The sequence below is a fragment of the Jejuia sp. G7-7 genome (assembly GCF_055808955.1).
Genome location: NZ_JBVVSZ010000002.1, coordinates 2,031,977 through 2,058,481 on the forward strand (window position 1 = coordinate 2,031,977; position 26,505 = coordinate 2,058,481).

The following is a 26,505-nucleotide window of genomic DNA, read 5'->3' on the forward strand; positions in this document are numbered from 1 at the left end:
ACTTTTATCTAACATTTCATAGACATTATTTAAACTAAACTTTATTTCAGATGAAACGCATTATTTTCATTCTTTTTTGTTTATCAATGACATTATTAAATTCTCAGGATAATACTGAGCCATGGTACAATAGTACTAAATCTTTTGATGAGCGCATAGAGCTACTTATCAATAGTATGGATGTAAAAGAAAAAGTAACACAGTTATTAAATGATAGCCCAGAAATCAAACGTTTAAATATAAGTGCTTATAACTGGTGGAATGAAGCCCTACATGGTGTTGCACGTTCTGGAAAAGCTACGGTGTTTCCTCAAACAATAGGTATGGCATCTAGCTTTGATAAAGAAATGATGTTTCGAGTAGGTAATGCAATTTCAGACGAAGCTAGAGCTATAAATAATCATTTGGTGTCTAGAAACGGAAAATATATTCAATACATGGGGCTATCTTTTTGGTCGCCAAATGTGAATATTTTTAGAGATCCACGTTGGGGAAGAGGTCAAGAAACTTACGGTGAAGATCCTTTGCTTTCAGGTACATTGGGCGCAGAGTTTATTAAAGGTATGCAAGGTAATCATCCAAAATATTTGAAAACCGCAGCTTGTGCAAAACATTATGCTGTACATAGTGGACCGGAAGCTTTGCGACATGAGTTTAATGCTGTGGTGGATGATAAAGATTTATATGAAACCTATTTGCCAGCTTTTAAATTATGTGTAGATGCAGGTGTTGAAGCTGTGATGTGTGCCTATAATAGAACAAATGATAAAGCATGTTGTGGTAGTGATGAATTATTAATGAATATTCTACACGACGATTGGGGTTTTGATGGGCATATTGTAAGTGATTGTGGTGCATTAAAGAATTTTCATAATTTTCATAATGTTACTAAAACTCAGGAAGAATCTGCTGCACTTGCTATATTGAATGGTGTAGATATCAATTGTGGAAAAACTTATAATTCGCTTTTGGGTGCACTAGATCAAGGCTTAATTACTGAGGCTGATATCGACAAAAGGCTAAGAAAAGTATTATCCACACGTTTTAGACTAGGCTTTTTTGATAATGGGGACGAAAACCCTTATACTAAAATTTCAACTTCAGTAATAAATAATGAAGAACATAGAAATTTAGCTAGAGAAGCGGGGCATAAATCCATAGTACTTCTTCAAAATAAGAATAATGTTTTGCCTTTAAAGAAGGATTTGTCCTTTGTGTATGTTGGAGGACCGTTGGCTGCCGATGTAAGATCATTAATTGGTAATTATCACGGATTAAGTCCAGATATGACAACGCTTGTTGAAGGTGTGGTTAGAAAAACATCGCCATCTACACGATTACAATATCGCTCAGGAACTTTGTTAAGTACTCCAAATAAAAACCCTATAGATTGGTATAGTGGACAAGCTAAAGCTGCTGATGCTACTATTGTTGGTGTTGGATTTAGTGTGCTTTTAGAAGGAGAGGAAGGAGAAGCTATTGCTTCAGATGTTATGGGAGATAATATCACAATGCAACTTCCTGAAAATCAAATGAATTATTTGAGAAAAGTAGGTGAGACTGATAAACCACTTATCGTTGTGGTGTTTGCAGGTTGCCCAATAGATTTATCTGAAATTAATGAATTTGCCGATGCCATTATTTATGCATGGTATCCAGGAGAAGAAGGAGGTAATGCTTTAGCTGATGTTATTTTTGGCGATGTTTCCCCATCTGGTAAATTGCCAATTAGCTTTCCTAAATCGGTAGATCAATTACCCGATTATGAAGATTATAACATGGATGGGAGAACTTATAAATATATGGAAGATCCTCTATATCCTTTTGGTTATGGATTGTCTTATGCGAAATTTTCCTTTAGGAGATGTTTTGGTTAGTAAAACCAAATTAAGACATTCTAAAAAAGATAATATTTCTATTTTAATAGATATCAAAAATGATAGTGATTTCAAAGCAGATGAAGTAATACAACTTTATATTTCACTTCAAAATGATAAATTAGATGTTCCAATTAATGAATTAAAAGACTTTAAACGCATCAACTTAAACGCTAAAGAAAGTAAAACGGTAACTTTTAACTTAAGTACTGAAGCGCTATTTTATATTAATGAAAATGGAGTAGAAATACCATTTAAAGGCGATGTAAAAATATCTATTGGTAATGCTTCTCCCGGAAAAAGAAGTTTAGAATTAGGAGCTAAATTAAAAGAGGTTCTGGTTCAAGTTAAATAGCCTAATCTGTTCGTTAAACTAACAAATAGTGGTAGTTAACTAAATTCCATGATTTGTTTGTAGATTATTACTAAATTGATGTGCTTTTATCTTAACCTATTTTTGTAGTGAATACTTTGAGAAAAATTCTTTTAATATTAACAGTCTTCTTTACTTTTGAAGGCTGGTCTCAAGTTGATCAAAAAGACCCACCTAAATTGATTGCTGCTGGAAATCAGAGTTACTGTCCTACAACTCAACTAAACATTACAACTAGTTTTGATATAGAAGATATTGATGGTACTGAAATCAATGCTTTTTTTATCCAAATATCTACTGGTTATACTCTAGGAGAAGATATTTTGAGATTAACAGGTACACATCCTAATATTTCAGCAAGTTGGGATCAACTTCAAGGAAAGTTAAGCTTGATGGTTAGTGGTTCTATTTCAATGGATCATACAGATCTTATTGCTGCAGTTGGAGATGTTGTTTATGAAGGTACTATAAATACTAAACCAGGAGATAAATTATTCTCTCTTACTATAGGGACTGCTAATTATTTACCATCAACAAATCATTATTATGAATATGTTCCTGCATTAGGTATTACTTGGTCTAATGCTAGAACTGCAGCAGATGCTAGGACTTATTTTGGATTGAAGGGATATTTGGCAACAATTACATCAGATGAAGAAGCTCAACTTTCAGGGGAACAGGCTGCCGGTGCTGGCTGGGTAGGAGGTAGTGATGAACAGACCGAGGGGGTTTGGAGATGGATGACAGGTCCTGAAGCTGGTACTATTTTTTGGAATGGAGGAATTAATGGAACAAGCCCAAATTACGCAAATTGGAATACTAATGAACCGAATGATTGTTGTAGTAATGGTCCTGGAGATGAAAATTATGCACATGTTACTAGCCCAAATATTGGTAATAGAGGATCATGGAATGATTTACCAAATGCAGGAGATGCCAACCCGTCTAGTGAATATCACCCGCAAGGTTATATTGTAGAATATGGAGGTACGCCAGGTGATCCAGTTATTAATATTTCTGCAAGTACAAGAATTACTATTCCAGAAATCACAGGCACTACTGCGCCTCCAGCTATTTGTGGCCCAGGAAGCGTTTTACTTGAAGCATCATCCTCCGATGGTAATGTAGCTTGGTTTGATAGTACTACTGCAACAACTCCTGTATTTATAGGAGATTTATTTAGCACGCCAACTTTAAATGCTACAACAAGTTATTATGCAATGGCTTCAGTAAATGGATGTTTTACTGGTAAACGTTCTCAAGTAACAGCTATAGTAAACCCTATTCCAAGTATTGAAAGTATTATTGAAAGTACAGTTTGTGAAGATAGTTCTGCTACCCTAAGCGCTATAGCATCTGCTGGCACTATAAATTGGTATAATACTCCTTCAGGAGGTACTCCCGTAGCAACAGGTTCATCGTACGCAACACCTATACTTAATACTACAGCTACATTTTATGTGGATGCAACTAATAATGGATGCACAACAAATACAAGAACTCCTGTAACCGTAACAGTTTTAAGTATACCATCTCCAACAGGGAATACAGTTCAAGAATTTTGTGATTCTGAAATGGCTACATTAACTAATCTAGCTATAACAGGAAACGATATTATATGGTATGATTCTAACATCGGTGGCGCAGTTCTAGATGCTACAACTACTCTGAATAATAATACAACATATTATGCTACACAAACAGTTTCTGGTTGTGAAAGTACTACTAGGTTACCTGTAGAGGTGTTTGTATATAAAACTGTAGTAGAGTTATTACCAAATGAAATAATTCCTCTTGAAGTTTGTGATTCAATGATAGATGGTGATGATACTAACGGTTTTTCTGAGTTTGATTTAACATCTATGGAAACCACCTTATTAAATGGTAGTGATGCAGCAGATTTTAATATATTGTATTATGATAATCCTGCAACAACTATTCCTATAACAGCACCAGAAAATTTTCAGAATACAATTGTTAATGAGCAATCTATTTTTGTTAGAATTGAAAATATTTTGAATGTAAACTGTTATAGTAATGTTACTTTCACAATCAAAGTAAATGCAGTACCAGTTGTAGAACCTTTAGTAGTTTATAGAAATTGCGATGAAGATGGTATTCCAGACGGTTTTACAGATTTTAATTTGAAAGAGTTAGATGATATCATAACTAATGAAAATTTAAACAACTTTACAATAACGTATCATCTATCAGAAATTGATGCAGAAACAAGCGTTAGTTCACTAAATCCAATACCATTCAACAATCAAACTTCAAATGTAATATACGGACGCGTAGAAAATAATACAACAGGTTGTTATAGTATTACTGAAATTAATTTAGAAGTTTCTACAACTGCATTAGCTTCAAATTTTATTCAAGAAATAGAACATTGTGATGATGATGCTGATATTGATGGATTACATGAGTTTGATCTATCAACTGTTTCAAACAATTTTATTAATCAATTCCCAACGGGGCAGAATTTAGTTGTGCACTATTTCAAAAATTTATCTGATGCGCAATTAGAAAAAAATGAAATTACGAATCCAACAAATTACATAAACGAAACTCCTTTTTCAGAAACGCTATATGTTCGCGTTGAAAGTGAAGATAATGGCGCCTGCTTTGGAATAGGTCCTAATTTGGTGCTAACAGTTCATCCAAGACCAGAATTTGAAGTAGACCAATCCGAAACGTTTTGTTTAAACGGAAATTCAATCGTTTTAAACACGTTTAACCCTAATGGATTGTACAGTTATGAATGGCGGAATTCAAATAATGATATTATAAGTAACTCTGAAACTGCCGATGTTAATGCTGAAGATATATATACAGTTATAGCTACATCAAGTGAAGGTTGTGAATCGTTTCCTGTTGCTTTTGAAGTTAAATCATCTGGAATTTCAACTATAAATGAAGATGATATTACAGTCATGGATTTATCAAATAATAATACTATTACAATAGATGATTCTGATATTGGTATTGGAGACTATGAATTTGCTTTGGATAATGAGTTTGGACCATTTCAAGATAATCCCAACTTTAAAAATGTATTTGCAGGAGAACATACTGTTTATGTAAGGGATAAAAATGAATGTGGAACAGTTGGTGTTAAAGTATTTGTCATGGGCTTCCCTAAGTTTTTTACACCCAATGGTGATGGAAATAATGACACATGGAACATCAAAGGCCTGAGTAGCGAATTTTTACAGAATACCATAGTAAAAATTTATGACAGGTACGGAAAATTAATAAAACAATTACAACCTTTAAATGGCGGTTGGAATGGTACTTTAAATGGCCAAATTCTCGCTACTAATGATTATTGGTTTATTATAAATTTGGTTAATAATACAGGAGATACTAAGGTGTATAGAGGCCATTTTAGTTTGATTCGATAGTTATCTGGACTTGTTTTCTTTAATCAATTGTATCTTTAAAAGTATCTAATTCATTTACAGAATGAAAACATATAGTATAATTTTATGCACACTATTCATTCTACTTTCGTCTTGCGGTGTTGTAAAATTAAAAGAGATTAAAGTTGAAAAACTAGCCGAAACTTCTAAAAGTTGGAACGGTGATGCACTTCCTAATTATCCAGAAGGCACACCAAAGATTACCGTTTTAAAAATTACTATTCCACCAAAAACAAAACTCCATAAACATTACCATCCCGTAATAAATTCTGGAATCATTTTAAAAGGAAAATTAAAGGTTGTAGATATTGATAAAAATATCTTGTATTTAAAAGAGGGCGATGTTATTGTTGAGCTAGTTAATAAAATTCACTATGGTATTAATGAAGGTCGTAAACCGGTTGAAATTGTAGTGTTTTATGCAGGTACAGAGGATTTACCAATTACGGTTGTAGAGAAAGATTAGAGGGTTAGTTGCGATTTGCTTTCTTATAAAAAATAAATGATGACATTTTAAGTGTGTTTCGATGTAATGGTATAATTTAAAAAAACTTACTATTATGAGAACCAAATTTCAAAATGTATTACTAATTACTTTAGCTGTTATTACCTTATTTTCTTGTTCTAATGACGACGAAGTGTCAAATGCTTCATTAGTGGGAACTTGGAAATTAACGTCGTTGGTTATTGAAAGCGCTTTCGATTTTAACGGAGACGGAACAGCCTCAAGAGATTTATTTCTGGAAACAGATTGCTATGATGGCGATTTTATTGATAACATGGAAGACGGAAACGTGAGGATTGTAAGCGGACTTACCTTTATTTCTGTAGATGATAATTTTCAACCAACGCACAGATGTCTTAACGGATTTGATCGTACAACAACTTGGACACAAACTGGCAATACTGTAACAATCGAAAACGGATCAGCAGATATTGTAGGTACAATTTCTGGAAATACGGTAACTGCAACTATTGTGGATGGCTTTGAAATAGAAAAATACAATGGTACAAGTGTTGTGGACGATAAAGAGACTATGACACTTACCTATGAGAAACAATAATTATTTATATGCCTGAATGTTTGGCCTTAAATAACCATAACAAATTTTTATAAAGAAAATTATAAATCTCCAAGAGTTTAATTCTTGGAGATTTTTGTAATATATTATGACTTGATTTTGTCCGAAAAATTTGCTAACTTCGTTTAACGTCGGATATAAGTCATTAAAACGACGCATATCCGTAAAAACATTGGCAACAATTAAAACAAACATTACAAATGAAAAAAGTATTACCAATTATTATCATATTCTTAATTTTTTACAACTCGTATTCTCAATGTGGACAATACATTGAAAATAAGTTAAGTGCTCTTTCAGATATTAGGTTTTGGGACGAAAACAATGGGTTTGTTATTGGAGGTTCTTCTTTACTTACAACTAACGATGGTGGAGTTTCTTGGGAAACGTATGAGCTACCTCATTATCAGGCTTTTTATTATAAACCATTAAATGATTTAGAGTTAATAGACTCTAATAAAGCATTTATTTTTGGAGCTGATGGCATCATTCTTTTTACTGATAATAACGGAATCGATTGGGAGAGAAGAATGGGAATTACTGGGCTGGAAAATTTTACAGGAGTTGATTTCATTGATAATAATATAGGGTATTTAGTCGGAATAGATGATTATTTAGTTAATGATACAGCTTTTTTATACAAAACAACTGATGGTGGAAATTCTTGGTTTGAAATCACATCAAATATTTCATCAATTGATTATGGAGATTTTAGCCCTAAAGACATTCTATTTTTAAATGAAAATACAGGTTTCGTTTGGGGAGGCAATGATTTTTATAAAACTGTTAATGGTGGAGAAACGTGGGAGGTAATAAACAATCCATCTAACTCTTATATTCAAAAACTACAATTTATAGATTCTCAGACAGGATATTTAAGTGGAGGCAGTTCTATTTACAAAACTGTTGACGGTGGGAATTCTTGGATACAAACAAATTATTATGTTGAATGGACTACTGGGGCATTTACAATAAAAAATGATTTCTTATATTATTCTAGCTATGTTGTAAATGGAATTAAAAAAGTTAATATAAATAGTGATAGTGAAGAAAGTGCTAATATCAACCAAGATGGTTTTTTAACCGACATATATTTTACAAATGATAATGTTGGATTTGCTGTAGGCAAAAAAGAACAAGGGTCACCTAGTATGGGAAGATTCATATTTAAGACTACAAATGGTGGTGCTAGTTGGACTCAACTTGATAGTGGTTCGCCTAGAGAAGGAAACTCTAATAGTGCTACATATTTTAAAAAAATTAATGAAAATGAGTATATATATTCGGTTGTTAGTGGGGGTAATTTTACACATTCATCAATCTTAATTTCTCAAGACAAGGGTTCTAGTTGGAAAAAAGTTTATGAAACTGACGATGTTGTTGGCTATACCTTATATGCAGAAGGCGATTATATCAGTCATTGGAGATATTCCAATCCATACAATTATGGTGAAGGTTATATTATATCCGAATCTTTTGACAAAGGAATAACTTGGACAGATGGTCCTATTTTAAATATTACCGATTTGCCAGCAGATACAAACTATTCTGTAAGTAAACTTACCCAAGTGTCAGTAAATGATTTATTTGTTTTTGGATTTGGAAATATATACCATTCGACAGATAAAGGTATAAATTGGAGTTTAATTCCAACACCTAGTGATGTGACAACAAGAAAGTATCAATTTATAGATGAAAACAATTTTATGCTATACGGCAGTTCTACAAATTCTGAACCTATTGTCTATAAGACAAACGATGGTGGTGTGACTTGGGATTTTGTGGCGCAGATTTCTGGATATTCGCATAATCTTCAATTTGACAGATTTGACTACAGTAATTTAAATAAAATATATTTCTACCCTAGATATCCTGGAGGAAAAATTTTTATTTATGATATACCAAACCAAAACCTTATTGAAAGAGAAATTCCATATTATATAAATAAAATAAAAGTAATTGATGCTGATTCATTTATGATACTTGATAATAGTGGAAACCTATATCTTTCTCACGACAATGGATTAAGTTGGTCTCAGCGGTTTTGGGCTGATTATAATAGTTCTTACCCAAACATTTATGTAGAAGATGAAGACAATATTTTCTTATGGGAGTATAATTTTATTCAAAATTTAAAAACATATGTACCTTCCGAACCTGAATTGTTATTTGGAAACGATAACACTTTAATTAATACAGAAGAAGAATATATAATTCCCGTTGATTTATTTTCGACAACAGAATGGATATTAGAAAGTGGCGGGACATTAATAATAGATAATAATACCAGTTATTATAAAGTGAAAGTTTTATGGGATACCGAAGGAATGCATACACTTAAAGCTAAAAAAGTAAATGACTGTGGAGAATCAATATTTACTGAAATTAATGTTGTTGTAAATACCGAATTAAGTGTTGAAGATTTTGATAAAGATGAACTTTTGGTTTATCCTAATCCATTTAACGATAAGATTAATCTAAATCTTCCTAAAAGATTTGAAAATGATTATCTAAATATATCTATTATAAACATACTAGGCCAAACTGTTTATAAAAATCAAAAAAACTATTCATCTCAAAATATAGAATTGAATGACTTGTCGAATTCAATCAACTCTGGTGTTTATTTTATCAATGTAAAATCTGGGAATTATTCGATGACAAAAAAACTAATTAAAAAATAAAATAACTGTTGCCAACATTGGCTATAAACAATTGCTATTACAGGCTCATCTTCAAAATTCCGTAGGAATTTTCAGCTTGTCGTGTACTTGCAAAAGTCCATGCTAACCCACGCAACTGTTCATAGCCGAGACCGTTAAACGAACCTCTCCAAAATCCACCCTTAAACCCTAAAATCCTCAATCGCCTTTCTAACCCCAACAGTAGCAACATCAGCAATTACAGTCAAATTTTGTTTGCTCTCAACATTCGGTTTAGGGTCAATAAAATAAGTGGGCGTATTTTCAGGAACATAATGCATCAATCCCGCTGCGGGATATACTTGCATTGATGTACCAATAATCATTAGTATATCGGCAGTTTCGCAAATGGGTATAGCTTTTTCAATCATAGGCACATCTTCCCCAAACCACACAATATGCGGACGTAATTGATACCCTTTAGAACATGTATCTCCTAAAACTAAATCTGTTTTCCATTCTTGAATATCGTTTACATTATGAGTACTTCTCACTTTTAATAATTCGCCATGTAAATGAATTACATTTTTGCTTCCTGCACGTTCATGCAAATCGTCCACATTTTGGGTAATAATGCTTACTTTAAAATTGGTCTCTAATTTGGCTAAATCAAAATGAGCAGTATTGGGTTCAACTTCAAACAATTGTTTTCGTCTTTGATTGTAAAAATCCAGCACCAATTCAGGATTTGCAGCAAAACCTTCAGGTGTAGCCACTTCCATAACATCATGTCCTTCCCATAAACCATCGGCATCCCTAAAGGTTTTAATGCCACTTTCGGCACTCATGCCTGCTCCTGTAAGTACTACAATATGTTTTTTCATAATATAAAAATAGTTATTATTTGTCGTTTTTGTAAATACAAGAATCCACTCTTTTTCATTAAATTCGAATTTTGGTAAAAGCATGACTGACTTAAAACTTTTAGAGCATTTAGAATCTTTTTTAACCGAATCTCGAAAACAAAAATTTAAGCGGGTATTATCACAACGTACTAAACATTTTACAGTAGCTACAGAAGATGTATATCAGTTACATAATACAAGTGCTGTAATGAGAAGTTGTGATGTTTTTGGGATACAAGAAATTAGTATTGTTGAAGAGCAAAATTCTAAAAGGATTGATAGGGAAATTGCCATGGGTGCCCAAAAGTGGGTAGATTTAAAAAGGTTTAATTCAGTTAATGCATGTATCTCAAACTTAAAAGAAAGAGGTTATCAAATTGTAGCAACCACGCCTCATAAAAACGATTGTAATTTGAATGACTTTGATATTACAAAAAAATCTTGTTTTTTCTTTGGAAGAGAAACAGAAGGATTGTCCAAAGAAGTATTAGATAATGCAGATTGTTTTTTAAAAATTCCCATGGTTGGATTTACCGAAAGTTTAAATATTTCGGTATCTGCGGCTATCATTTTACAAGATGTAACCACCAAATTAAAGCAATCCAATGTAAATTGGCAATTATCTGAAGATGAGGTGTTTGAAAAGCGATTGGATTGGTGTAAAAAAACAATTAAAAGTTATGATGAAATTGTTGAACGCTATTATGAAGTGAAAAAATAACTATCTTTAAGCAGCAATATTTAAAATAAGGGTCATGAAAAAAAACATGGTAGGTTGGTTTGAAATCCCAGTTTCAGATATGGATAGAGCTAGAACGTTTTATGAAGCCGTATTTGATGTTAAAATTGATATTCAGGATTTTGGGGCAACATTAATGGGATGGTTTCCTTTTACCGAAGGGAAAGAAGGAGCAGCAGGAACTTTAATCAAACAAGAATCTTACATTCCAAGTCAAGAAGGAACTTTGGTATATTTCATGAGTGATGATGTGCAAAATGAATTGGATAGGATAGAGGCTGCAGGAGGGAAAATAACGCAACAAAAAACTCATATTTCTCCAGAGTATGGATATATGGGGGTTTTTATTGACACAGAAGGGAATAGAGTTGCGTTACACTCACAGCAATAGTCCAAAAATCAATTAAATAATAAAAAGGGGAGCTATTTTATTAAAGCACTAAATTCTATTAGTCCTTCCTCGGCTTAGTAACTTGTATTCTTCGTAGCACTCACTAATGGCATCCAAAATTTGAAGATCGTTTGCCGTTTGTACAAAACCTTTAGAGTAGTTGCATTGGCTCACAATTTCATCTAAATCTACGCGGTCTACATTAAGCAAAACAGTAAGCATTTCACGATCAAAACGAGACGCTAATAAGTTTCTGATTTCATCATCTTTTTTCATTTTTTTTAGCTTTCGTAGTTCATTTGGTTTTTTACCAAACATACGATGTAAAAAATCAGCAGGGTTGAAGATGGATCCTATAACTTTGGTTAGACCAGATTTTTTGCTTGCCTCATAGCCAGTACTATTTAATCCAGAAATCTGATAACGGTAATTGTCGTTTATAGCAGGCAATTGTTTAATGTCTACTTCTAAATAGCCTGTTAGTTTCAATTGGTTTACAACCACTTTTTCAAGTGCTAGGGCTAATTCAGTCAATTCTATTTTAGAACTTCCAAATTTTAACCAGTCGTTGGTTACTCTTACCTTAATAGATTTAAAACCTATATAAGATAAATGAAGTGTGTCGTTAACTTTAGCGGTAATTTTAAATTCCCCTTTGTTGTTTGTGGTGGTTCCTTTAACTTGATTTAAGTTAACAATATTTACACTTTCCAGAGGTTTGTCATCAGCTGAATTAATCACAGTACCTAAAACACTAGTCGCATCTTGTCCAAGCGTAATGGCTGTGACAAATAGAAAAATAACAATGCTTAAATAATGCTTCATGCGTTTTAGTAAAACTTCAATTATGACATAAAAATACTAAACAAAACAGTAATATGCTGTTGTTAGTGTTTTAATTTGACTAAAAATTAACAAAAACTATACCTAAATCATGGGTTTTAACGTCGTTTGTCTATTTTAAAACCCATAACTAAATACTATTAACGTCTTGAACGTCTTGGCCTTGAAGCTGCGAAATCTCCAGAATTAGAACGTCTTGGTTTAGATTTATTTTCGCTTCTACGACCGCCTCTATTATTGTTTCCGGAATCAGTTCTTCTACCTTCACGTCTTTTTCCACCATCGCGTCTTCCACCGCCACCGCGTCTGTCTCCACGTCTTCCGCCGCCACCGCGGTTTTCAGATACTTCAACGTTTACAAAACGGCCTTCGTGTTTAAAGTCGGTAAAATGTGCTAATACTTTCTCTTTAAGTTCATTTTCAGTATTAAAAAACGAGAAACTATCTTTTGTTTCCACTTTAAAGACATCATCTCTACCAAGGTCTAATTGTTCTTTAAGGAAGTCTTTTAACTTCATCCAATCAAAACCATCTTTACCACCAACATTAATAAAGTAGCGTGTAGATTTACCGCCTCTACTTCTACCTTCACTACTATCATAAGAACCTTCTTCTACGTTAAGGTTTTTAGATTTATTGTAGTAATTGTAAAAACGAGTAAATTCAACCGAGAAGAATTTTTTTATCAATTCATCTTTATCCGTATCAGCAAATAGCTCGTTAATGTTATCTAAATGTTTATCAATTTCATGGTTAATCTCTGTGTTGTGAATTTTATTAGCCAGAGACATTAATTGCACTTCGCAAATATCAGCACCATCAGGAATTTCTTTTTTATCAAATTGGCGTTTAATAATACGCTCAATACTTTTAATTTTACGCACTTCACTTTTAGAAACAATCACCATTGAAATCCCGTTTTTACCAGCACGTCCAGTTCTACCAGAACGGTGTGTATAGGTTTCAATCTCGTCAGGTAATTGGTAATTTATTACGTGTGTTATATCATCAACATCAATACCACGAGCAGCTACATCAGTAGCTACAAGCATTTGTATTTGTTTATTTCTAAACGATTTCATCACGATATCACGCTGATTTTGACTCAAATCACCATGTAAAGCCCCAGCGCTATATCCATCTTCAATCAGTTTTTCAGCTACTTTTTGTGTATCACGTTTTGTTCTACAAAAAATAACCGAAAATATATCAGGATTAGCATCACTTAAACGTTTTAGCGCTTGGTATCTATCTCTAGCATTTACTAAATAATATTCATGAGACACATTACTTGTACTCTCATTCTTATTTCCAACAGTAATTTCCTGTGGGTTGTGCATAAAGTTTTTAGCAATTCTAGATACCTCTCGAGGCATAGTTGCAGAAAACAACCACGTGTTTTTATCCTCTGGTGTGTGCGATAAAATATCAGTAATATCCTCTTTAAAGCCCATGTTTAACATCTCATCAGCCTCATCTAAAACCGAATACTGGATTTTAGAAATATCAACCAAACGTCTGTTAATCATATCCTTCATACGTCCCGGAGTTGCCACAATTATTTGTGCACCACGTTTAATCTCACGCGCTTGGTCTGTAATACTCGATCCACCGTAAACCGCTACTACGTTAAGTCCTTTACAATATTTACCATACAATTTCATTTCGTTGGTAATCTGTAAACAAAGCTCTCTGGTAGGCGATAAAATTAAACCTTGGGTAGTTCTGCTAGCCACGTCAATTTTCTCTAACATAGGAAAACCAAAAGCCGCCGTTTTACCCGTTCCGGTTTGTGCCAAAGCCACTAAATCGGTTTCAGACTCTAATAAAATTGGGATTGCTTTTTCTTGAACTTCACTAGGTTTTTCAAATCCTAAATCTGTAATTGCTTGTAATAGGTCGTCATTAAGACCTAAATCTTGGAATGTGCTCATTATTGTTTAATGTATGCGATTTTGTTATGTGGTGTTACATAAAGAAGCGCATCGACATACTAAACTTAAACTTCCAGTAACACATCCTCACCCTGAGGAATTCTAAACTCATCTTGAGTTTCAAGGCGCAAAGATACACTATTATTTTAGATTGGCGATTAACGATTTTGGATTTGGAATTTAGTTTTTGGAATTTGAATTTTTTATTTTTTTGGGCGTTACCACAAGGGTCGGGCTTTCCGTTACAAGTCCTCGCACTTCCTTCGTCAGGCTGTGGGCTTTTCTCTGCAATCCCTAACGCGGGTTGGTTTGCAAAATTTTGGTTTAGAGTGAAATCTGTTTTTTTTTAGGGAAGGTTCGTTTAACGTTAAATATATGGCAAGTTGGGCAGAAAACAAGCGATTATTTTTGGTTTAGCCACAAGCCAAATCTTTTGTGTTTTGTTTTAATTTTTCTTTTTAAAGCCAAATCAAAAGATTTGGCGACTTTGCAAATAAACACGAACTTTTGGATTAAGCACTAATCGCCCAATTTGCTATATATAGTGTTGTGCAACGTTATTTTATTTGTTCATCATTCTTAAATATCTCTATTTTGAATTTCTTTTTTCTTCACTTACCAAATAATCCATTATCAAGTTCATATCTTCCATTAGTTTGAGGTATGATAAAACAACCTTTAAATACTCACTTTCTTTAGTAAGTCCTTTCCATTTGTCAATGAAAATTGCGATTCGTTTTTCTTTTTGTTTGATTACTTCAAAATATACTCCAATGTGAAGATGTTCAGCTTTCTCGATATAAATTTCTTTGACATTGTTATCTTCTTGAATCTTATCAATTTTTATAAAATCCGATTCTAAAATATTTATGAACTTTTTGACTGAAAATAAATATTTACTCAAATCTTTCGAGGCGACAAAATCAAACACTTTTTTATAGTGCATATTTGAATTTGAGTCTTTGCTTTTTAAATGAATAATTTCATTTCGAATATTTTCAATCTCAAGTATTCGCCCAATTATATCGCTATTCTTTTTAACGTCAAAAGTTGTATTCGGCAATGCTGGAATAACATCTTCTATTTTTTCTTTAAAACTAATCCAACGCTCAATATTTACTTTATTGAGTTTTGTAATTTGTTCTTGAAATTTATTTGAGTTTGATGTTTCAGTTTTAGAGTATATAAAATTGTCTGGTATAATATAGTTTATAAAAGCCTCGACTGACAAATGTAAAAATATGATTGAACTAATTCTATATTGAATGAATCTATTAAATATTGGTGTATCTATAAATTTTATTCGGTCAAACTTTTCAGATGCTATGTAATGAAATGTTTCTGCATATTTATCAGTCCATTGAATTTGTTCATAAGCCATATCAAAGTATGCTTGAATTAAATTCGGTGCGACACCTGCGAATATTTTCTTTTTATGAACAAAAGTAGTTGCCTGAAACACATCTCCTTCTTCATTCGAAACTAACAGATTAGATTTATGTTGTTTTAATTCTCTTTCCCAAATTTTAAGCGGCTTTTCTTTTAGAGCTTGTTTTACAATTTTCTTCGTTTCTTCACTTTCATTATTCATAACTTCAGGACTTACTTTGAAGATTTTCATTCCCTCAATTCGCGTTTTTTTCAAGTCCATTCTTTAATTTGTGAAGTTTGAGTGTTAATGTTGCACAACTGTTTTTACGGATATGCGTCGTTTTAATGACTTATATCCGACGTTAAACGAAGTTAGTTGAAATTTTTTACAAAGTCAAGTATCAAATAAAACAAAAAACTACTTCCTCAAATTCCCAATCCGTTCCAAAAGCTTAGGATACGAATAATGCATAAGCACATAAGCAAGATGTGGCGTTAAATTACTCAAACTATTTAAGATAAAATTTTACAAAATAAGTTCGATTTATTTACCTTTTAGATGAAGCTCTAAATATTTTTTATCCAATTCTGGAGAATCTTTGTATTGCAATCTTAACCCTTTTAGTTGCTCCTTCAATTTACTCACTACGTTCTTGTAGGCAGGGTCGTTGTAAACGTTTTTCATTTCCTGAGGATCTTTAATTCTATCATATAATTCCCATTCGTTAACATCGTAATAAAAATGTGCTAATTTATATGCTTTAGTAACAATACCATAGTGCCTTTTTACCATATGCACCGCCGGGTATTCATAGTAATGATAGTATACAGCATCTCTGTCCCATTGCGCTATATTACCTTTTAAAAGTGGTATTAAACTTTTACCTTGCATATCATTTGGTGCTTTAATTTGAGCCGCTTCCAAAAATGTTTGTGCAAAATCTAAATTCTGAACCATTTCATCATTTGTAGTAGCTGGAGTAATTTTATTGGGCCAGCGAATCATTAACGGTGTTTTAAATGATTCATCATAAATAAAACGTTTATCAAACCAACCGTGTTCGCCTAGGTAAAATCCTTGATCGGAAGTATAAACAACAATTGTGTTATCGGTTAAACCGCTTTCATCAAGGTAATTTAAAACTCTGCCCACATTATCATCAACCGAGGAAATGCAACCTAAATAATCTTGCATATAGCGTTGGTACTTCCATTTCATTTTTTGTTTATTACTCATGGTTGGCCAATTGTTCATAAACCAAGTATTTATAGAATCAATTACGGGGTCGTATAATGCTTTTTGTTCAGCATTGGCTCTGCTATATGGTCTGTTAAATCCATCTATTCCACCCCAATTCATTGGAGGTACATAAGGTTGAACGCCTCCCATTTTTTCAATGGTTTCTGGTCTTATTTTGGAGTCATGTCCATATTTCATGTGGTTAAGTAAGTTCATTTCTGCCGCAGCCGCAGCTGCTCCTCTATTAGAATAATTATCAAAAAGTGATGTTGGTTCAGGAAAAGTTTTTTTGTAAAGTTTTTAAATTTTTCTGGACTAGGCCACCAAGGTCTATGAGGTGCTTTGTGCAAATACATCATCATAAAAGGTTTCTTTTTATCCCTTTTTTTATCGAGCCAATTAATTGTTAAGTCTGTGATGATATCAGTAACATAACCTGTAATTAATGTATCTCCTGTTGGAGTAATAAACTTTGGGTTTATGTAGTTGCCTTGCCCCGGTAATATCATAAAATCATCTACACCTTTTGGATTGTTACCAAAATGAAGTTTGCCATACATAGCGGTTTCATAACCTGCTTTTTGAAATAGTTGAGGAAAAGTAACTTGGGTAGTGTCAAAAGGCATTCTATTATCAATTTTTCCATTGATGTGCGTGTGCTTACCAGTAAGTATTGTAGCTCTAGAAGGGCGCAAATAGAATTGGTAACGCAGGCATTGGTAAATAACATGCCTTCTTTAGCAATTCTATCGATATTTGGTGTTTCTATGAGCTTATCTGAATACGCACTAATGGCCTGATAGGCATGGTCATCAGACATGATAAATAAAATATTTGGTCTTTCAGTTGATTTATCTTGAGGTTGCTTAGTATTAGAGTCTTTACAAGAAACTAAGGTCAAAATAAAGATTGAAAACGTAATTAAAGTTCTAGTATTCATTTTAGAAGCCTATTTAAACATTACATAATGTAAAGTTATGTATTTATTATGAAGTAGTTAGCAACAAACTTTATTGCTTCAAATTCCCAATCCTTTGTAAAAGTGTAGGATGTGAATAATGCATAAAGACATACGCAGGGTGTGGTGTTAGGTTACTCAAACTATTCTTAGAAAGCTTTTTAAGCGAAGTGATAAGTGGTTCGCCTTTATAAGTGTTTTTAGCATAATCATCAGCTTGGTATTCAAACTTTCTAGAAAATACATTCATAATTAAGCCTGTAATTTCAGAAATAGGCGAGTAGAGGAGCCCAAAAGCAATCAACCCAATATGAAAACTCGGAATATCAACGCCCAAAGCCTGAGTTAACAAAGGATTTGAAATAAACAACGATAATATATAAAGTGTCAACCCTGTCAATAAAATAGAAGCAAACAAATTAAAGATGATGTGTTTTTTCTTGTAGTGTCCAACCTCATGCGCCAAAACAGCAACAATTTCTTCATCTTCTAAATCGTTAATCAAAGTATCATAAAGCGTTACACGTTTTTCGCTACCAAAACCAGAAAAATAAGCGTTTGCTTTAGTGCTTCGTTTAGAGCCATCAATAACAAAAATCTTATCCAATTTAAAGCCAACAGTCTTAGCGTATGCCGAAATTTTATCGCGTAAAGTCCCTTCTTCCAAAGGTGTTTGTTTATTAAAAAGCGGTACAATTAATTTAGAATAAAACATATTCATAAACAATGTAAAAACAGCCACTAAACCCCAAGCGTACAGCCAAAAGTGTTTTCCTGTAGCTTGGTAAAACCAAATAATTAAAGAGAGAATACCACCACCAACAATGGCCATCATTAACCAACCTTTTAGTTTATCTAAAAAAAACGTTTTCTTGGTGGTTTTATTAAACCCGAATTTTTCTTCAATAACAAAGGTGCTGTAATAGGAAAATGGTGTGGTTAAAATATCACTCCCAATCATAATAATTCCAAAGAAAATGAGCGCTACAATAATTGGGTTTTCACTATAACCTCTAGCAATATTATCAACAACCTCAAAACCATCAAACCATAAAAAACCTAATGTTAAAAGGATAGAAAATGTAGAGGTTAGCAATCCAAATTTATAATTAGTCGCTTTATAATTTTGTGATTTTTTATATTCGGCTTCATCATAAACATCTTGTAAATCTTTAGGAAGCGTATCATTAAAATGCTTAGCATTTAACGCATCAAGAATTTTATCAATTATAAAGTTTATAATTATTATAGCTATAATGATGTAAAATAGTGTAGTTGATGTCATAAAATAAAATTCCAATATTAAGAAAACAAATTCCAAAGTATAACGTATTTGGAATTTAGTTTTTGTGTTTTGAGGTTTTACAAAAAATCCCTCTGTCTTTTAGCTTCAAAAATAAGAATACCAGCAGCAACCGAAACATTCATAGAATCAATTTCTCCTTGCATAGGGATAATAATATTTTGAGTTGAATTATCTAACCACGCATCACTCAAACCAGTAGCTTCGGTACCAACAATAATAGCAGTTGGTGTTTTAAAATCTTGAGTATGGTAATCTACAGAAGCTTGTAATGCAGCACAATAAATATTGATATGCTTTTCCTTTAAAAAAGTTATAATCTCTGAAGAATTACCAGTTGCAACTTGATTAGTAAATAAACATCCAACACTAGAGCGAATAATATTTGGATTATACAAATCGGTTTTCGGGTTTGCAATAATCACAGCATCTACATTTGCAGCATCGGCAGTTCTTAAAATCGCACCAATATTTCCGGGTTTTTCAGGAGCTTCAGCAACAAGAATTAATGGATTTTTAGTTTCAAAAATCAAATCATTTAAATGATTTCTCTTTGACTTTGCTATAGCTAAAACACCTTCAGTAGTTTCACGATAGGCCAATTTTTGATAGACTTCTTTTGAAACCTCTATAATGTTGAGTTGTTGAATTGTTAAGTTGTTAAGTTGTTCTTCAGAAAATAATTCTGGATAAAATAAAATCGTTTCTAGTTCGTAACCTCCCTTTAAAGCCAGCATAACTTCACGAGCACCTTCAATTAAAAAAGAGCCTGTTTTTTTTCGTTCACGCGACTTGTCTTTTAATTGTAAAAGTTGTTTTATATAAGTGTTTTGAGAGCTAGTTATCTGTTTCATAAAAGTGAAACAAAAGTAAATCATTTTATGTAATTATATTGTACTAACTTCGTCAAACACTAAAATCATACTTAATTCCACAAATGAAAAACTTCATCCTATTTGCTATTGTAGTTTCAATTTTCGCGTGTAAAAACAAAACCGAACCAACTGCAGACTATTCAGAAGAAAATCTTGATATAACTACCAGTATTTATCCAGATAACATTTCAAAAGTATTTGATGCTCATGGCGGAATTGATAAGTGGAATACTATGAATAGTTTAACTTTTGAAATGAAAATACCAGAAGGAAAGGAAGTAACAATTACAGATTTAAAAAGTAGAGCTTCTTTAATTGAAACCGATAAGTTTAAAATAGGTTTTAATGGTAAAAATGTATGGATAAAACAAGATTCACTATTTTATAATAATGACCCAAAATTTTATTATAATTTAATGTTTTATTTCTACGCCATGCCTTTTGTTTTAGCTGATGATGGTATTATTTATGAAGATGTTGAAGCACTAGAATTTGAAGGACAAACCTATCCAGGAATAAAAATAGCTTACGAAAGTGGCGTTGGAGAATCTCCAGAAGACGAATACATTGTCTATTACAACAAAGACACCCATAAAATGGAGTGGTTAGGATACACGGTGACTTATTTTTCAAAAGCGAAAAGCAAAAAAATTAAATTTATCAAATATAGTGATTGGCAAAATATAGAAGGTTTAATACTTCCAAAAACCCTAACTTGGTTTAACGTTGAAAATAATCTGCCAATATCTAAACGTAGCGATTTAGAATTTACAAACATTAAGCTAAGTAAAGAAAAGCCAGAGGCCTCATTGTTTAATGCTCCAAAAGGTGCGAAAATTATAGAGTAAACTAAAGAGTGAAGCCTTTAGGTGAGATAGGACCAAATTCACTAGGTGTTTTAAGCATAACTTTACGGAGCTCTTTTTTCAGATATATTCTAGAAGGTTCTATAAAAGTATAGTTTTTATTTAGGCTTTTGAGGTCAATAAAAAACCTTTCATTACGCATTCTATTTAATTCATAACTGGTAAAAGTGTATGGTTTTGCAACATTCTTTAAATAATTAATACCATTAAAGCTATCTTGAAAATTCGGATTTTCCAAAAGACTTAGAGATAATGGTAACTCCATTGGTTCTATTTTAATAAGCTGGGCAGTAGCAGAAAAGCTTAAGCTAAAAACCAATATTGTAATTAAGTGTTTCATAACCAATATTTTAATATAAGTCAAGTTATAAAATTTATAATAAATATAAGAAATTTAAAATGCGTTTGTAATTAGATAGCATTGGTTTCGTAGTAATTAACAATCAAAGCCACTACATAACTGTAACTTTCCATGCCCTTGCTTTGTCTGTTTGCTTTTAAGTAATTGCTGTAAAACAGTTTAAAAAGTGGCTTGAACGGATTCTCGTGAGCATCTGAAAATAAACGGGATTCTTCATAGTTTTTTAAAATGCCAGTATTTACATCAGCAATTAAATCTTCGTAGAGACATTCATCGCGCTTGTAAATTTCATTTAAACAATACCCCAAACCATAGGAGAAACCACAATATTTAATATATATATCATCGTTGTTCGAAGCAGCCAAAAAACCGATAAAATTAGCTTCATTTTCGGCAGCATAGCCTAATTGGTGTGCAATTTCATGAGAAGAGGTTGTTGGAAATCTAAATATTGGAATTCTCCCATTTACATGCGCTTCATTGGTCAGCGGGTTTAAATAACCGCTAAACCCCATGTAGGATAGTGGATAACTAAACAAAGATTGTTTTATACTTTTCGGATTGTATTCTAAATTAGGAAAAACTGCTTTGATGTTAGTATAACCCTTTGAAGCTAGCTTAAAAATTTCTGATTTATCATATGGTACATCAATCTTAACGGAGTCGTTTTTTGTGATGTTTAAATGCATTGTATTTGCAGAAGTAATTAATTTTTCTGTGACTCTTACCAACTGCTCAGTTGTGTAATCTGCTTCTAAACTCAAGTTTTTATGCAATGGCAATCTGTAATAATTCAATCCCCAAAACAAATGAAAGGCAAAGTAAATTAGTGATACAGCCGCAAAAACATCAATACACCAATTCAGAGTATCTTTCCTTAAACGTTTTCTGTTTTTTAAAAACCACCAAATGATGTAGATACCACCAAGTCCGTATACTAAATCTCCAAACGAAAAAGGTAACCAACCCAATACATACCTAAACACTTTAGAAATCCATTGGTAAAGCCCTTCGCTGTAATATTGCTCCACAAATTCGGGGTAATTGGCTAGTAATTTCACAATCAAAAATTGTGGAATTAACAACAACGCAATAATTGTTTTTTTCTTCTTCAGCATATTTCAAAAATACTAAAATGTGTTCAAAACTTAGGACTTTCAGGTTTTTTAAACCTAAAAGGTCTCACTATATTTGTATGATACATTAAGAAACTATGAGCGCAGAAATAAGAGAGTTAGAGCCAAAAGCACTTTGGAACAAATTTGTAGATTTAAATGCAGTACCACGTCCATCTAAAAAAGAAGAACGTGTTATCGATTTCATGAAAGATTTTGGTAAAAGCTTAGGTTTAGAAACCATTGAAGATGAAGTTGGAAATGTTATTATAAAAAAGCCAGCGACTAAAGGAATGGAAAATAGAACCACCGTTGTAATGCAATCGCATTTAGATATGGTGCACCAAAAAAATAACGATACTGTTTTTGATTTTGATACTCAAGGTATAGAGATGTTTATAGAAGGCGATTGGGTTAAGGCAAGAGGCACGACTTTAGGTGCAGATAACGGATTAGGAGTTGCAACAATCATGGCCATTTTAGAAAGCACAGATATTCCACATCCAGCACTAGAAGCATTGTTTACCATAGATGAAGAAACTGGAATGACGGGAGCTATGGGCTTAAAAGGCGGACTACTTTCTGGAGGTATCCTTTTAAATTTAGATACCGAAGAAGATGACGAAATAGGTGTAGGATGCGCTGGAGGAATTGATGTAACTGCCACTAGAACTTACAATGAAGAAGAAACTCCAGAATTCAAAATAGGTTTTGAAATAACTGTAAAAGGTTTGCAAGGTGGACATTCAGGAATGCAAATTCACGAAGGTTTAGGGAATGCCAATAAAATAATGAACCGCTTGTTATTTGACGGTTTTGAAAATTTTGGATTACGTATTTCTGAAATTGATGGTGGGAGTTTACGAAACGCCATTCCTAGAGAAAGTACAGCAAAAGTAGCTATAGACGCCATGCATGAAGATGCTTTTTTATTAGAAGCTAATTTGATTTCTAACGCTATAAAAAAGGAATTGAAAACCATGGAGCCTGATTTGAATATTCAGGTTTCTAAATGCGATACTCCTGATAAAATAATGGATTTAGGGGTCCAAGAAGGTTTTACAAGAGCTATATATGCAGCTTTAAATGGTGTTTATCGTATGAGTGCTGATATTCCAGATTTGGTCGAAACGTCTAATAATATTGCCAGAGTTGTAGTAAAAGAAGGTGCTATTAAAGTAGGTTGTTTAACGCGCTCATCAGTTGAAAGTTCTAAAATGGATTTAGCAAATACGCTTCGGGCCACTTTTGAACTTACAGGCTGCGAAGTAGAATTCTCTGGAGATTATCCAGGATGGACACCAAATATGGACTCGGCTATTTTAAAAGTAATGACAAAACTTTATGAAAAGCTTAACGGCGAAAAACCTCATGTAGCAGCATGTCATGCAGGATTAGAATGTGGAATCCTTGGGCAAAATTATCCAGATATGGATATGATTAGTTTCGGACCAAACATTAAAGGCGCTCATTCTCCTGATGAACGCGCGCAAATTTCATCAGCTCAAAAATATTGGAAATTTGTTTTGGAGATTTTGAAAGCTATTCCTGAGAATTAAAATGGTTTGAGATTTTGGGTTTCGTTTTAATGAACTTTATCGGCTGTTAAACCAAGTTAATGGAGAATTTTTACAAGATCATTATAAAACCTTAGTTTAAGGCACAGGGTCATAACCAGAACCTCCCCAAGGATGGCAACTAAAAATACGTTTTACAGCTAACCAACCACCTTTTAGCAAACCATGTTTTTTTAAAGCTTCTTTACTATAGTGGGAACATGTTGGATTATATCTACAAGTTGCAGGAGTTAGTGGTGATATGAGTGTTTGATACACTTTTATCAAGAATAAAAAGGGTGCTATAAATATTTTTTTTAGCATGATACTTGTCATTCCTGCGAAGGCAGGAGTCTAATTTTTGATACCCAGAGGATTTCTGTATCCGTATAAATGGCAAAAAATCTTAATTCACAGAAAACGTAGTCCCGTCTTTACCATCTTTTAGTTGAATGCCGCAATCTGCCAGTTCGTCTCTAATTTTATCAGACATAGCAAAGTCTTTATTGGCTCTGGCTTCCTGTCTTAGCTTAATCAGTAAATCTACCGCTCCAGCAAGTTTATCAGTTCCAGATGCACTTTCTGTTTCGTTTATAAGTCCTAATACATCGAAAACAAAAGCATGTATGGTGTTTTTTAAAACCTCTAAATCTTCAGTAGAAATTGTGGCTTTTTCTTCTTTAATTTGATTCAGATATTTTACGGCTTCAAATAAATGTGCGATTAAAATTGGCGAATTAAAATCATCATTCATTGCATCATAACATTTCTGTTTCCATGCAGTAACATCTAGTGTGGAACTATTAGATGGTTTTATGTCTTTCAACAAATTTATACCATCCATCAATCTGTAAAAGCCTTTTTCGCTTGCTAACAAGCCATCATCAGTTAAGTCTAATACGCTTCTGTAAGACGATTGCGCATTAAAAAAACGAATAACTCCTGGCGAAAAAGCTTTACTCATTTTATCATTATTTCCAGATAGTAATTCATCAGGATTAATAGTATTACCTGTGGTTTTTGACATGCGTTGTCCGTTTAATTCTAACATATTCGCATGCATCCAATAATTTACGGGAGATTTACCAATTGCCGCTTCATTTTGTGCAATTTCACATTCATGATGTGGAAATTTTAAATCCATCCCACCACCATGGATATCAAAGGTTTCTCCCAAATATTTTGTACTCATGGCTGTACATTCTAAATGCCAACCTGGAAAACCATCTCCCCAAGGTGAGGGCCAACGCATAATGTGCTGCGGTTCTGCTTTTTTCCAAAGTGCAAAATCTTGTGGATTTTTTTTATCGCTTTGTCCGTCTAATACACGTGTGTTATGAATTAAATCTTCAAGTTTGCGCTTGCTTAATTTTCCGTATTCGTTGGTTTCATTAAACTTATGGACATCAAAGTATACTGAACCATTCACGATGTACCCAAAACCATTTTCAATAATTTTACCAATTAATTCAATCTGTTCAATAATATGTCCAGTCGCGGTTGGTTCTATACTTGGTGGTAAAAAATTTAAAGTATTTAAAATATTGTGAAAATCAACGGTGTAGCGTTGCACCACTTCCATAGGTTCTATTTGCTCTAAACGTGCTTTTTTTGTGATTTTATCTTCGCCAACATCTGCATCGTTTTCTAAATGTCCAGCATCTGTAATGTTTCTTACATAACGCACTTTATAGCCCAAATGCTTTAAGTAACGAAATATCATATCAAAAGACATAAACGTCCGTACATTACCTAAATGAACGTTACTATACACAGTAGGACCACAAACATACATGCCAACATGTCCTTCGTTTATTGGAGTGAAAATTTCTTTTTGCCCAGTAAGGGAGTTGTATATTTTGATTTGATTAGTTTGGTATAACTGCATGTTGGTTTGTTGATGAGTTATTTTAAGGTGAAGTTTTAAAATTGTGTATCTAATTGAATGTAATCTAAAAACTCACGACGTGTTGCCATATCTTTAAATTTTCCTCCAAATTCAGAAGTTACTGTACTACTTTCAATATCTCTAATGCCTCTGGAATTTACACATAAATGTTTCGCATCAATAACACAAGCTACATCTTTAGTGTTTAAAACCTCTTGAAGTTCTTTTACAATCTGAATCGTTAAACGCTCCTGAACTTGCGGACGTTTTGCATAATAATCTACAATGCGATTCATTTTTGATAACCCTACCACAGTTCCGTTTGATATATAAGCAACATGGGCTCTGCCAACAATAGGTAGTAAATGATGCTCACAAGTGGAGTAGACGGTAATATTTTTTTCAACAAGCATTTCTCCATACTTGTATTTATTTTCAAAGGTAGATGCGTTTGGTTTTTTTGCAGGGTCTAAACCTCCAAAAATTTCATTAACAAACATTTTGGCAACACGGTTTGGTGTACCATTTAAACTATCATCTGTTAAATCTAAACCAAGTGTTTCCATGATGTGGCGAACATCATCCTTTATAATATCTATCTTTTCTTCATTGGAAAGTTTGAAGGCATCACTTCGCATAGGTGTGTTTTCCGAGGATCCAATATGTTCGTCTCCTAAAGCATCAAAATCTTCTAAGTTGTTATCAAATTTCATGAGTATTCAATCAAAATTTAATTTGCAAAGATAAACATTTCTGTTTTG

Annotated in this window: 22 protein-coding genes and 1 pseudogene; 10 read left to right on the forward strand and 13 right to left on the reverse strand. The window is 32.9% G+C overall.

Features of this window, described 5'->3' with window-relative positions; genetic code table 11:
* Positions 1–50 precede the first annotated feature (50 nt).
* The 6 genes from AC0L5U_RS19605 (at position 51) to AC0L5U_RS19630 (ending at position 9,441) form a co-directional block, all read left to right on the forward strand.
* Positions 51–1,877 (forward strand): glycoside hydrolase family 3 C-terminal domain-containing protein, encoded by a 1,827-nt coding sequence (locus tag AC0L5U_RS19605; protein ID WP_473418104.1) that lies wholly within the window; start codon positions 51–53, stop codon positions 1,875–1,877.
* The gene (locus AC0L5U_RS19610) at positions 1,843–2,232 is read left to right on the forward strand and encodes a fibronectin type III-like domain-contianing protein (RefSeq protein WP_473418105.1); all 390 of its coding nucleotides are present in this window, start codon (positions 1,843–1,845) and stop codon (positions 2,230–2,232) included. Before AC0L5U_RS19605 ends, AC0L5U_RS19610 begins: the two co-directional genes overlap by 35 nt.
* A 116-nt stretch (positions 2,233–2,348) precedes the next feature.
* Positions 2,349–5,657: an Ig-like domain-containing protein gene (locus AC0L5U_RS19615; protein ID WP_473418106.1), complete on the forward strand. Its 3,309-nt coding sequence runs from the start codon at positions 2,349–2,351 to the stop codon at positions 5,655–5,657.
* 61 nt (positions 5,658–5,718) lie between these two features.
* The gene (locus AC0L5U_RS19620; protein ID WP_473418107.1) at positions 5,719–6,141 is read left to right on the forward strand and encodes a cupin domain-containing protein; all 423 of its coding nucleotides are present in this window, start codon (positions 5,719–5,721) and stop codon (positions 6,139–6,141) included.
* 94 nt (positions 6,142–6,235) lie between these two features.
* On the forward strand, positions 6,236–6,739 hold the full coding sequence (locus AC0L5U_RS19625) for a hypothetical protein (RefSeq protein WP_473418109.1): 504 nt from the start codon (positions 6,236–6,238) through the stop codon (positions 6,737–6,739).
* Positions 6,740–6,957: 218 nt separating this feature from the next.
* On the forward strand, positions 6,958–9,441 hold the full coding sequence (locus AC0L5U_RS19630; protein WP_473418110.1) for a T9SS type A sorting domain-containing protein: 2,484 nt from the start codon (positions 6,958–6,960) through the stop codon (positions 9,439–9,441).
* A gap of 161 nt (positions 9,442–9,602) precedes the next feature.
* Here AC0L5U_RS19630 and AC0L5U_RS19635 read toward each other — a convergent pair whose 3' ends face one another.
* The gene (locus AC0L5U_RS19635; protein ID WP_473418111.1) at positions 9,603–10,283 is read right to left on the reverse strand and encodes an SIR2 family NAD-dependent protein deacylase; all 681 of its coding nucleotides are present in this window, start codon (positions 10,281–10,283) and stop codon (positions 9,603–9,605) included.
* A gap of 82 nt (positions 10,284–10,365) precedes the next feature.
* Here AC0L5U_RS19635 and AC0L5U_RS19640 point away from each other — a divergent pair, with 82 nt between their 5' ends.
* Complete coding sequence (locus AC0L5U_RS19640) at positions 10,366–11,025, forward strand: TrmH family RNA methyltransferase (protein WP_473418112.1); 660 nt, start codon at positions 10,366–10,368, stop codon at positions 11,023–11,025.
* Positions 11,026–11,059: 34 nt separating this feature from the next.
* Positions 11,060–11,434, forward strand: a complete 375-nt coding sequence (locus tag AC0L5U_RS19645; protein ID WP_473418113.1) for a VOC family protein — start codon at positions 11,060–11,062, stop codon at positions 11,432–11,434.
* A 48-nt stretch (positions 11,435–11,482) separates the two neighbouring features.
* On the opposite strand, the gene AC0L5U_RS19650 is transcribed toward AC0L5U_RS19645, so the two are convergent.
* The 7 genes and pseudogenes from AC0L5U_RS19650 to AC0L5U_RS19680 all read right to left on the reverse strand — a co-directional run bounded on the left by AC0L5U_RS19650 (position 11,483) and on the right by AC0L5U_RS19680 (position 19,937).
* Complete coding sequence (locus AC0L5U_RS19650; RefSeq protein ID WP_473418114.1) at positions 11,483–12,259, reverse strand: carboxypeptidase-like regulatory domain-containing protein; 777 nt, start codon at positions 12,257–12,259, stop codon at positions 11,483–11,485.
* 158 nt (positions 12,260–12,417) lie between these two features.
* Positions 12,418–14,211 (reverse strand): DEAD/DEAH box helicase, encoded by a 1,794-nt coding sequence (locus tag AC0L5U_RS19655; RefSeq protein WP_473418115.1) that lies wholly within the window; start codon positions 14,209–14,211, stop codon positions 12,418–12,420.
* Positions 14,212–14,800: 589 nt separating this feature from the next.
* Positions 14,801–15,856, reverse strand: a complete 1,056-nt coding sequence (locus AC0L5U_RS19660) for a hypothetical protein (RefSeq protein WP_473418116.1) — start codon at positions 15,854–15,856, stop codon at positions 14,801–14,803.
* A gap of 270 nt (positions 15,857–16,126) precedes the next feature.
* Positions 16,127–17,038 carry a sulfatase/phosphatase domain-containing protein gene (locus AC0L5U_RS19665; protein WP_473418117.1) on the reverse strand — a complete coding sequence of 304 codons (912 nt, stop codon included), beginning with the start codon at positions 17,036–17,038 and terminating at the stop codon, positions 16,127–16,129.
* Positions 17,035–17,762 (reverse strand): annotated as a pseudogene (locus tag AC0L5U_RS19670) (sulfatase-like hydrolase/transferase). The gene AC0L5U_RS19665 and the pseudogene AC0L5U_RS19670 overlap by 4 nt, the downstream one beginning before the upstream one ends.
* 70 nt (positions 17,763–17,832) lie before the next feature.
* Entirely contained in the window at positions 17,833–19,065 is a 1,233-nt protein-coding gene (locus tag AC0L5U_RS19675; RefSeq protein WP_473418118.1) for a M48 family metallopeptidase, read from the reverse strand.
* Between the two features lie 77 nt (positions 19,066–19,142).
* Positions 19,143–19,937 (reverse strand): TrmH family RNA methyltransferase, encoded by a 795-nt coding sequence (locus AC0L5U_RS19680; protein WP_473418119.1) that lies wholly within the window; start codon positions 19,935–19,937, stop codon positions 19,143–19,145.
* Positions 19,938–20,020: 83 nt separating this feature from the next.
* Here AC0L5U_RS19680 and AC0L5U_RS19685 point away from each other — a divergent pair, with 83 nt between their 5' ends.
* Positions 20,021–20,806, forward strand: a complete 786-nt coding sequence (locus AC0L5U_RS19685; protein WP_473418120.1) for a DUF6503 family protein — start codon at positions 20,021–20,023, stop codon at positions 20,804–20,806.
* A gap of 1 nt (position 20,807) precedes the next feature.
* Here AC0L5U_RS19685 and AC0L5U_RS19690 read toward each other — a convergent pair whose 3' ends face one another.
* Complete coding sequence (locus AC0L5U_RS19690; RefSeq protein ID WP_473418121.1) at positions 20,808–21,164, reverse strand: hypothetical protein; 357 nt, start codon at positions 21,162–21,164, stop codon at positions 20,808–20,810.
* 71 nt (positions 21,165–21,235) lie between these two features.
* Positions 21,236–22,246: a DUF3810 domain-containing protein gene (locus tag AC0L5U_RS19695; protein WP_473418122.1), complete on the reverse strand. Its 1,011-nt coding sequence runs from the start codon at positions 22,244–22,246 to the stop codon at positions 21,236–21,238.
* A gap of 152 nt (positions 22,247–22,398) precedes the next feature.
* On the opposite strand from AC0L5U_RS19695, the gene AC0L5U_RS19700 reads away from it, so the two are divergent.
* Positions 22,399–23,859: an aminoacyl-histidine dipeptidase gene (locus AC0L5U_RS19700; protein ID WP_473418123.1), complete on the forward strand. Its 1,461-nt coding sequence runs from the start codon at positions 22,399–22,401 to the stop codon at positions 23,857–23,859.
* A 96-nt stretch (positions 23,860–23,955) separates the two neighbouring features.
* On the opposite strand, the gene yidD is transcribed toward AC0L5U_RS19700, so the two are convergent.
* The 3 genes from yidD to folE form a co-directional block, all read right to left on the reverse strand.
* Positions 23,956–24,180: a membrane protein insertion efficiency factor YidD gene (gene yidD / locus AC0L5U_RS19705; RefSeq protein ID WP_473418124.1), complete on the reverse strand. Its 225-nt coding sequence runs from the start codon at positions 24,178–24,180 to the stop codon at positions 23,956–23,958.
* Between the two features lie 82 nt (positions 24,181–24,262).
* The gene (gene cysS, locus AC0L5U_RS19710) at positions 24,263–25,744 is read right to left on the reverse strand and encodes a cysteine--tRNA ligase (protein WP_473418125.1); all 1,482 of its coding nucleotides are present in this window, start codon (positions 25,742–25,744) and stop codon (positions 24,263–24,265) included.
* Between the two features lie 35 nt (positions 25,745–25,779).
* A complete protein-coding gene (gene folE, locus AC0L5U_RS19715; RefSeq protein ID WP_473418127.1) occupies positions 25,780–26,457 on the reverse strand; it encodes a GTP cyclohydrolase I FolE in 678 nt (225 codons plus the stop codon).
* Positions 26,458–26,505: the final 48 nt, after the last annotated feature.

Excerpts from the sequence above, each read along its gene's own strand:
- AC0L5U_RS19605 (WP_473418104.1), top strand. The coding sequence starts at position 51 with ATGAAACGCATTATTTTCATTCTTTTTTGTTTATCAATGACATTATTA.
- AC0L5U_RS19610 (WP_473418105.1), top strand. The coding sequence starts at position 1,843 with ATGCGAAATTTTCCTTTAGGAGATGTTTTGGTTAGTAAAACCAAATTA.
- AC0L5U_RS19620 (WP_473418107.1), top strand. The coding sequence starts at position 5,719 with ATGAAAACATATAGTATAATTTTATGCACACTATTCATTCTACTTTCG.
- AC0L5U_RS19625 (WP_473418109.1), top strand. The coding sequence starts at position 6,236 with ATGAGAACCAAATTTCAAAATGTATTACTAATTACTTTAGCTGTTATT.
- AC0L5U_RS19630 (WP_473418110.1), top strand. The coding sequence starts at position 6,958 with ATGAAAAAAGTATTACCAATTATTATCATATTCTTAATTTTTTACAAC.
- AC0L5U_RS19635 (WP_473418111.1), bottom strand. The coding sequence starts at position 10,283 with ATGAAAAAACATATTGTAGTACTTACAGGAGCAGGCATGAGTGCCGAA.
- AC0L5U_RS19640 (WP_473418112.1), top strand. The coding sequence starts at position 10,366 with ATGACTGACTTAAAACTTTTAGAGCATTTAGAATCTTTTTTAACCGAA.
- AC0L5U_RS19645 (WP_473418113.1), top strand. The coding sequence starts at position 11,060 with ATGAAAAAAAACATGGTAGGTTGGTTTGAAATCCCAGTTTCAGATATG.
- AC0L5U_RS19650 (WP_473418114.1), bottom strand. The coding sequence starts at position 12,259 with ATGAAGCATTATTTAAGCATTGTTATTTTTCTATTTGTCACAGCCATT.
- AC0L5U_RS19655 (WP_473418115.1), bottom strand. The coding sequence starts at position 14,211 with ATGAGCACATTCCAAGATTTAGGTCTTAATGACGACCTATTACAAGCA.
- AC0L5U_RS19665 (WP_473418117.1), bottom strand. The coding sequence starts at position 17,038 with ATGAACTTACTTAACCACATGAAATATGGACATGACTCCAAAATAAGA.
- AC0L5U_RS19675 (WP_473418118.1), bottom strand. The coding sequence starts at position 19,065 with ATGACATCAACTACACTATTTTACATCATTATAGCTATAATAATTATA.
- AC0L5U_RS19680 (WP_473418119.1), bottom strand. The coding sequence starts at position 19,937 with ATGAAACAGATAACTAGCTCTCAAAACACTTATATAAAACAACTTTTA.
- AC0L5U_RS19685 (WP_473418120.1), top strand. The coding sequence starts at position 20,021 with ATGAAAAACTTCATCCTATTTGCTATTGTAGTTTCAATTTTCGCGTGT.
- AC0L5U_RS19690 (WP_473418121.1), bottom strand. The coding sequence starts at position 21,164 with ATGAAACACTTAATTACAATATTGGTTTTTAGCTTAAGCTTTTCTGCT.
- AC0L5U_RS19700 (WP_473418123.1), top strand. The coding sequence starts at position 22,399 with ATGAGCGCAGAAATAAGAGAGTTAGAGCCAAAAGCACTTTGGAACAAA.
- yidD (WP_473418124.1), bottom strand. The coding sequence starts at position 24,180 with ATGCTAAAAAAAATATTTATAGCACCCTTTTTATTCTTGATAAAAGTG.
- cysS (WP_473418125.1), bottom strand. The coding sequence starts at position 25,744 with ATGCAGTTATACCAAACTAATCAAATCAAAATATACAACTCCCTTACT.
- folE (WP_473418127.1), bottom strand. The coding sequence starts at position 26,457 with ATGAAATTTGATAACAACTTAGAAGATTTTGATGCTTTAGGAGACGAA.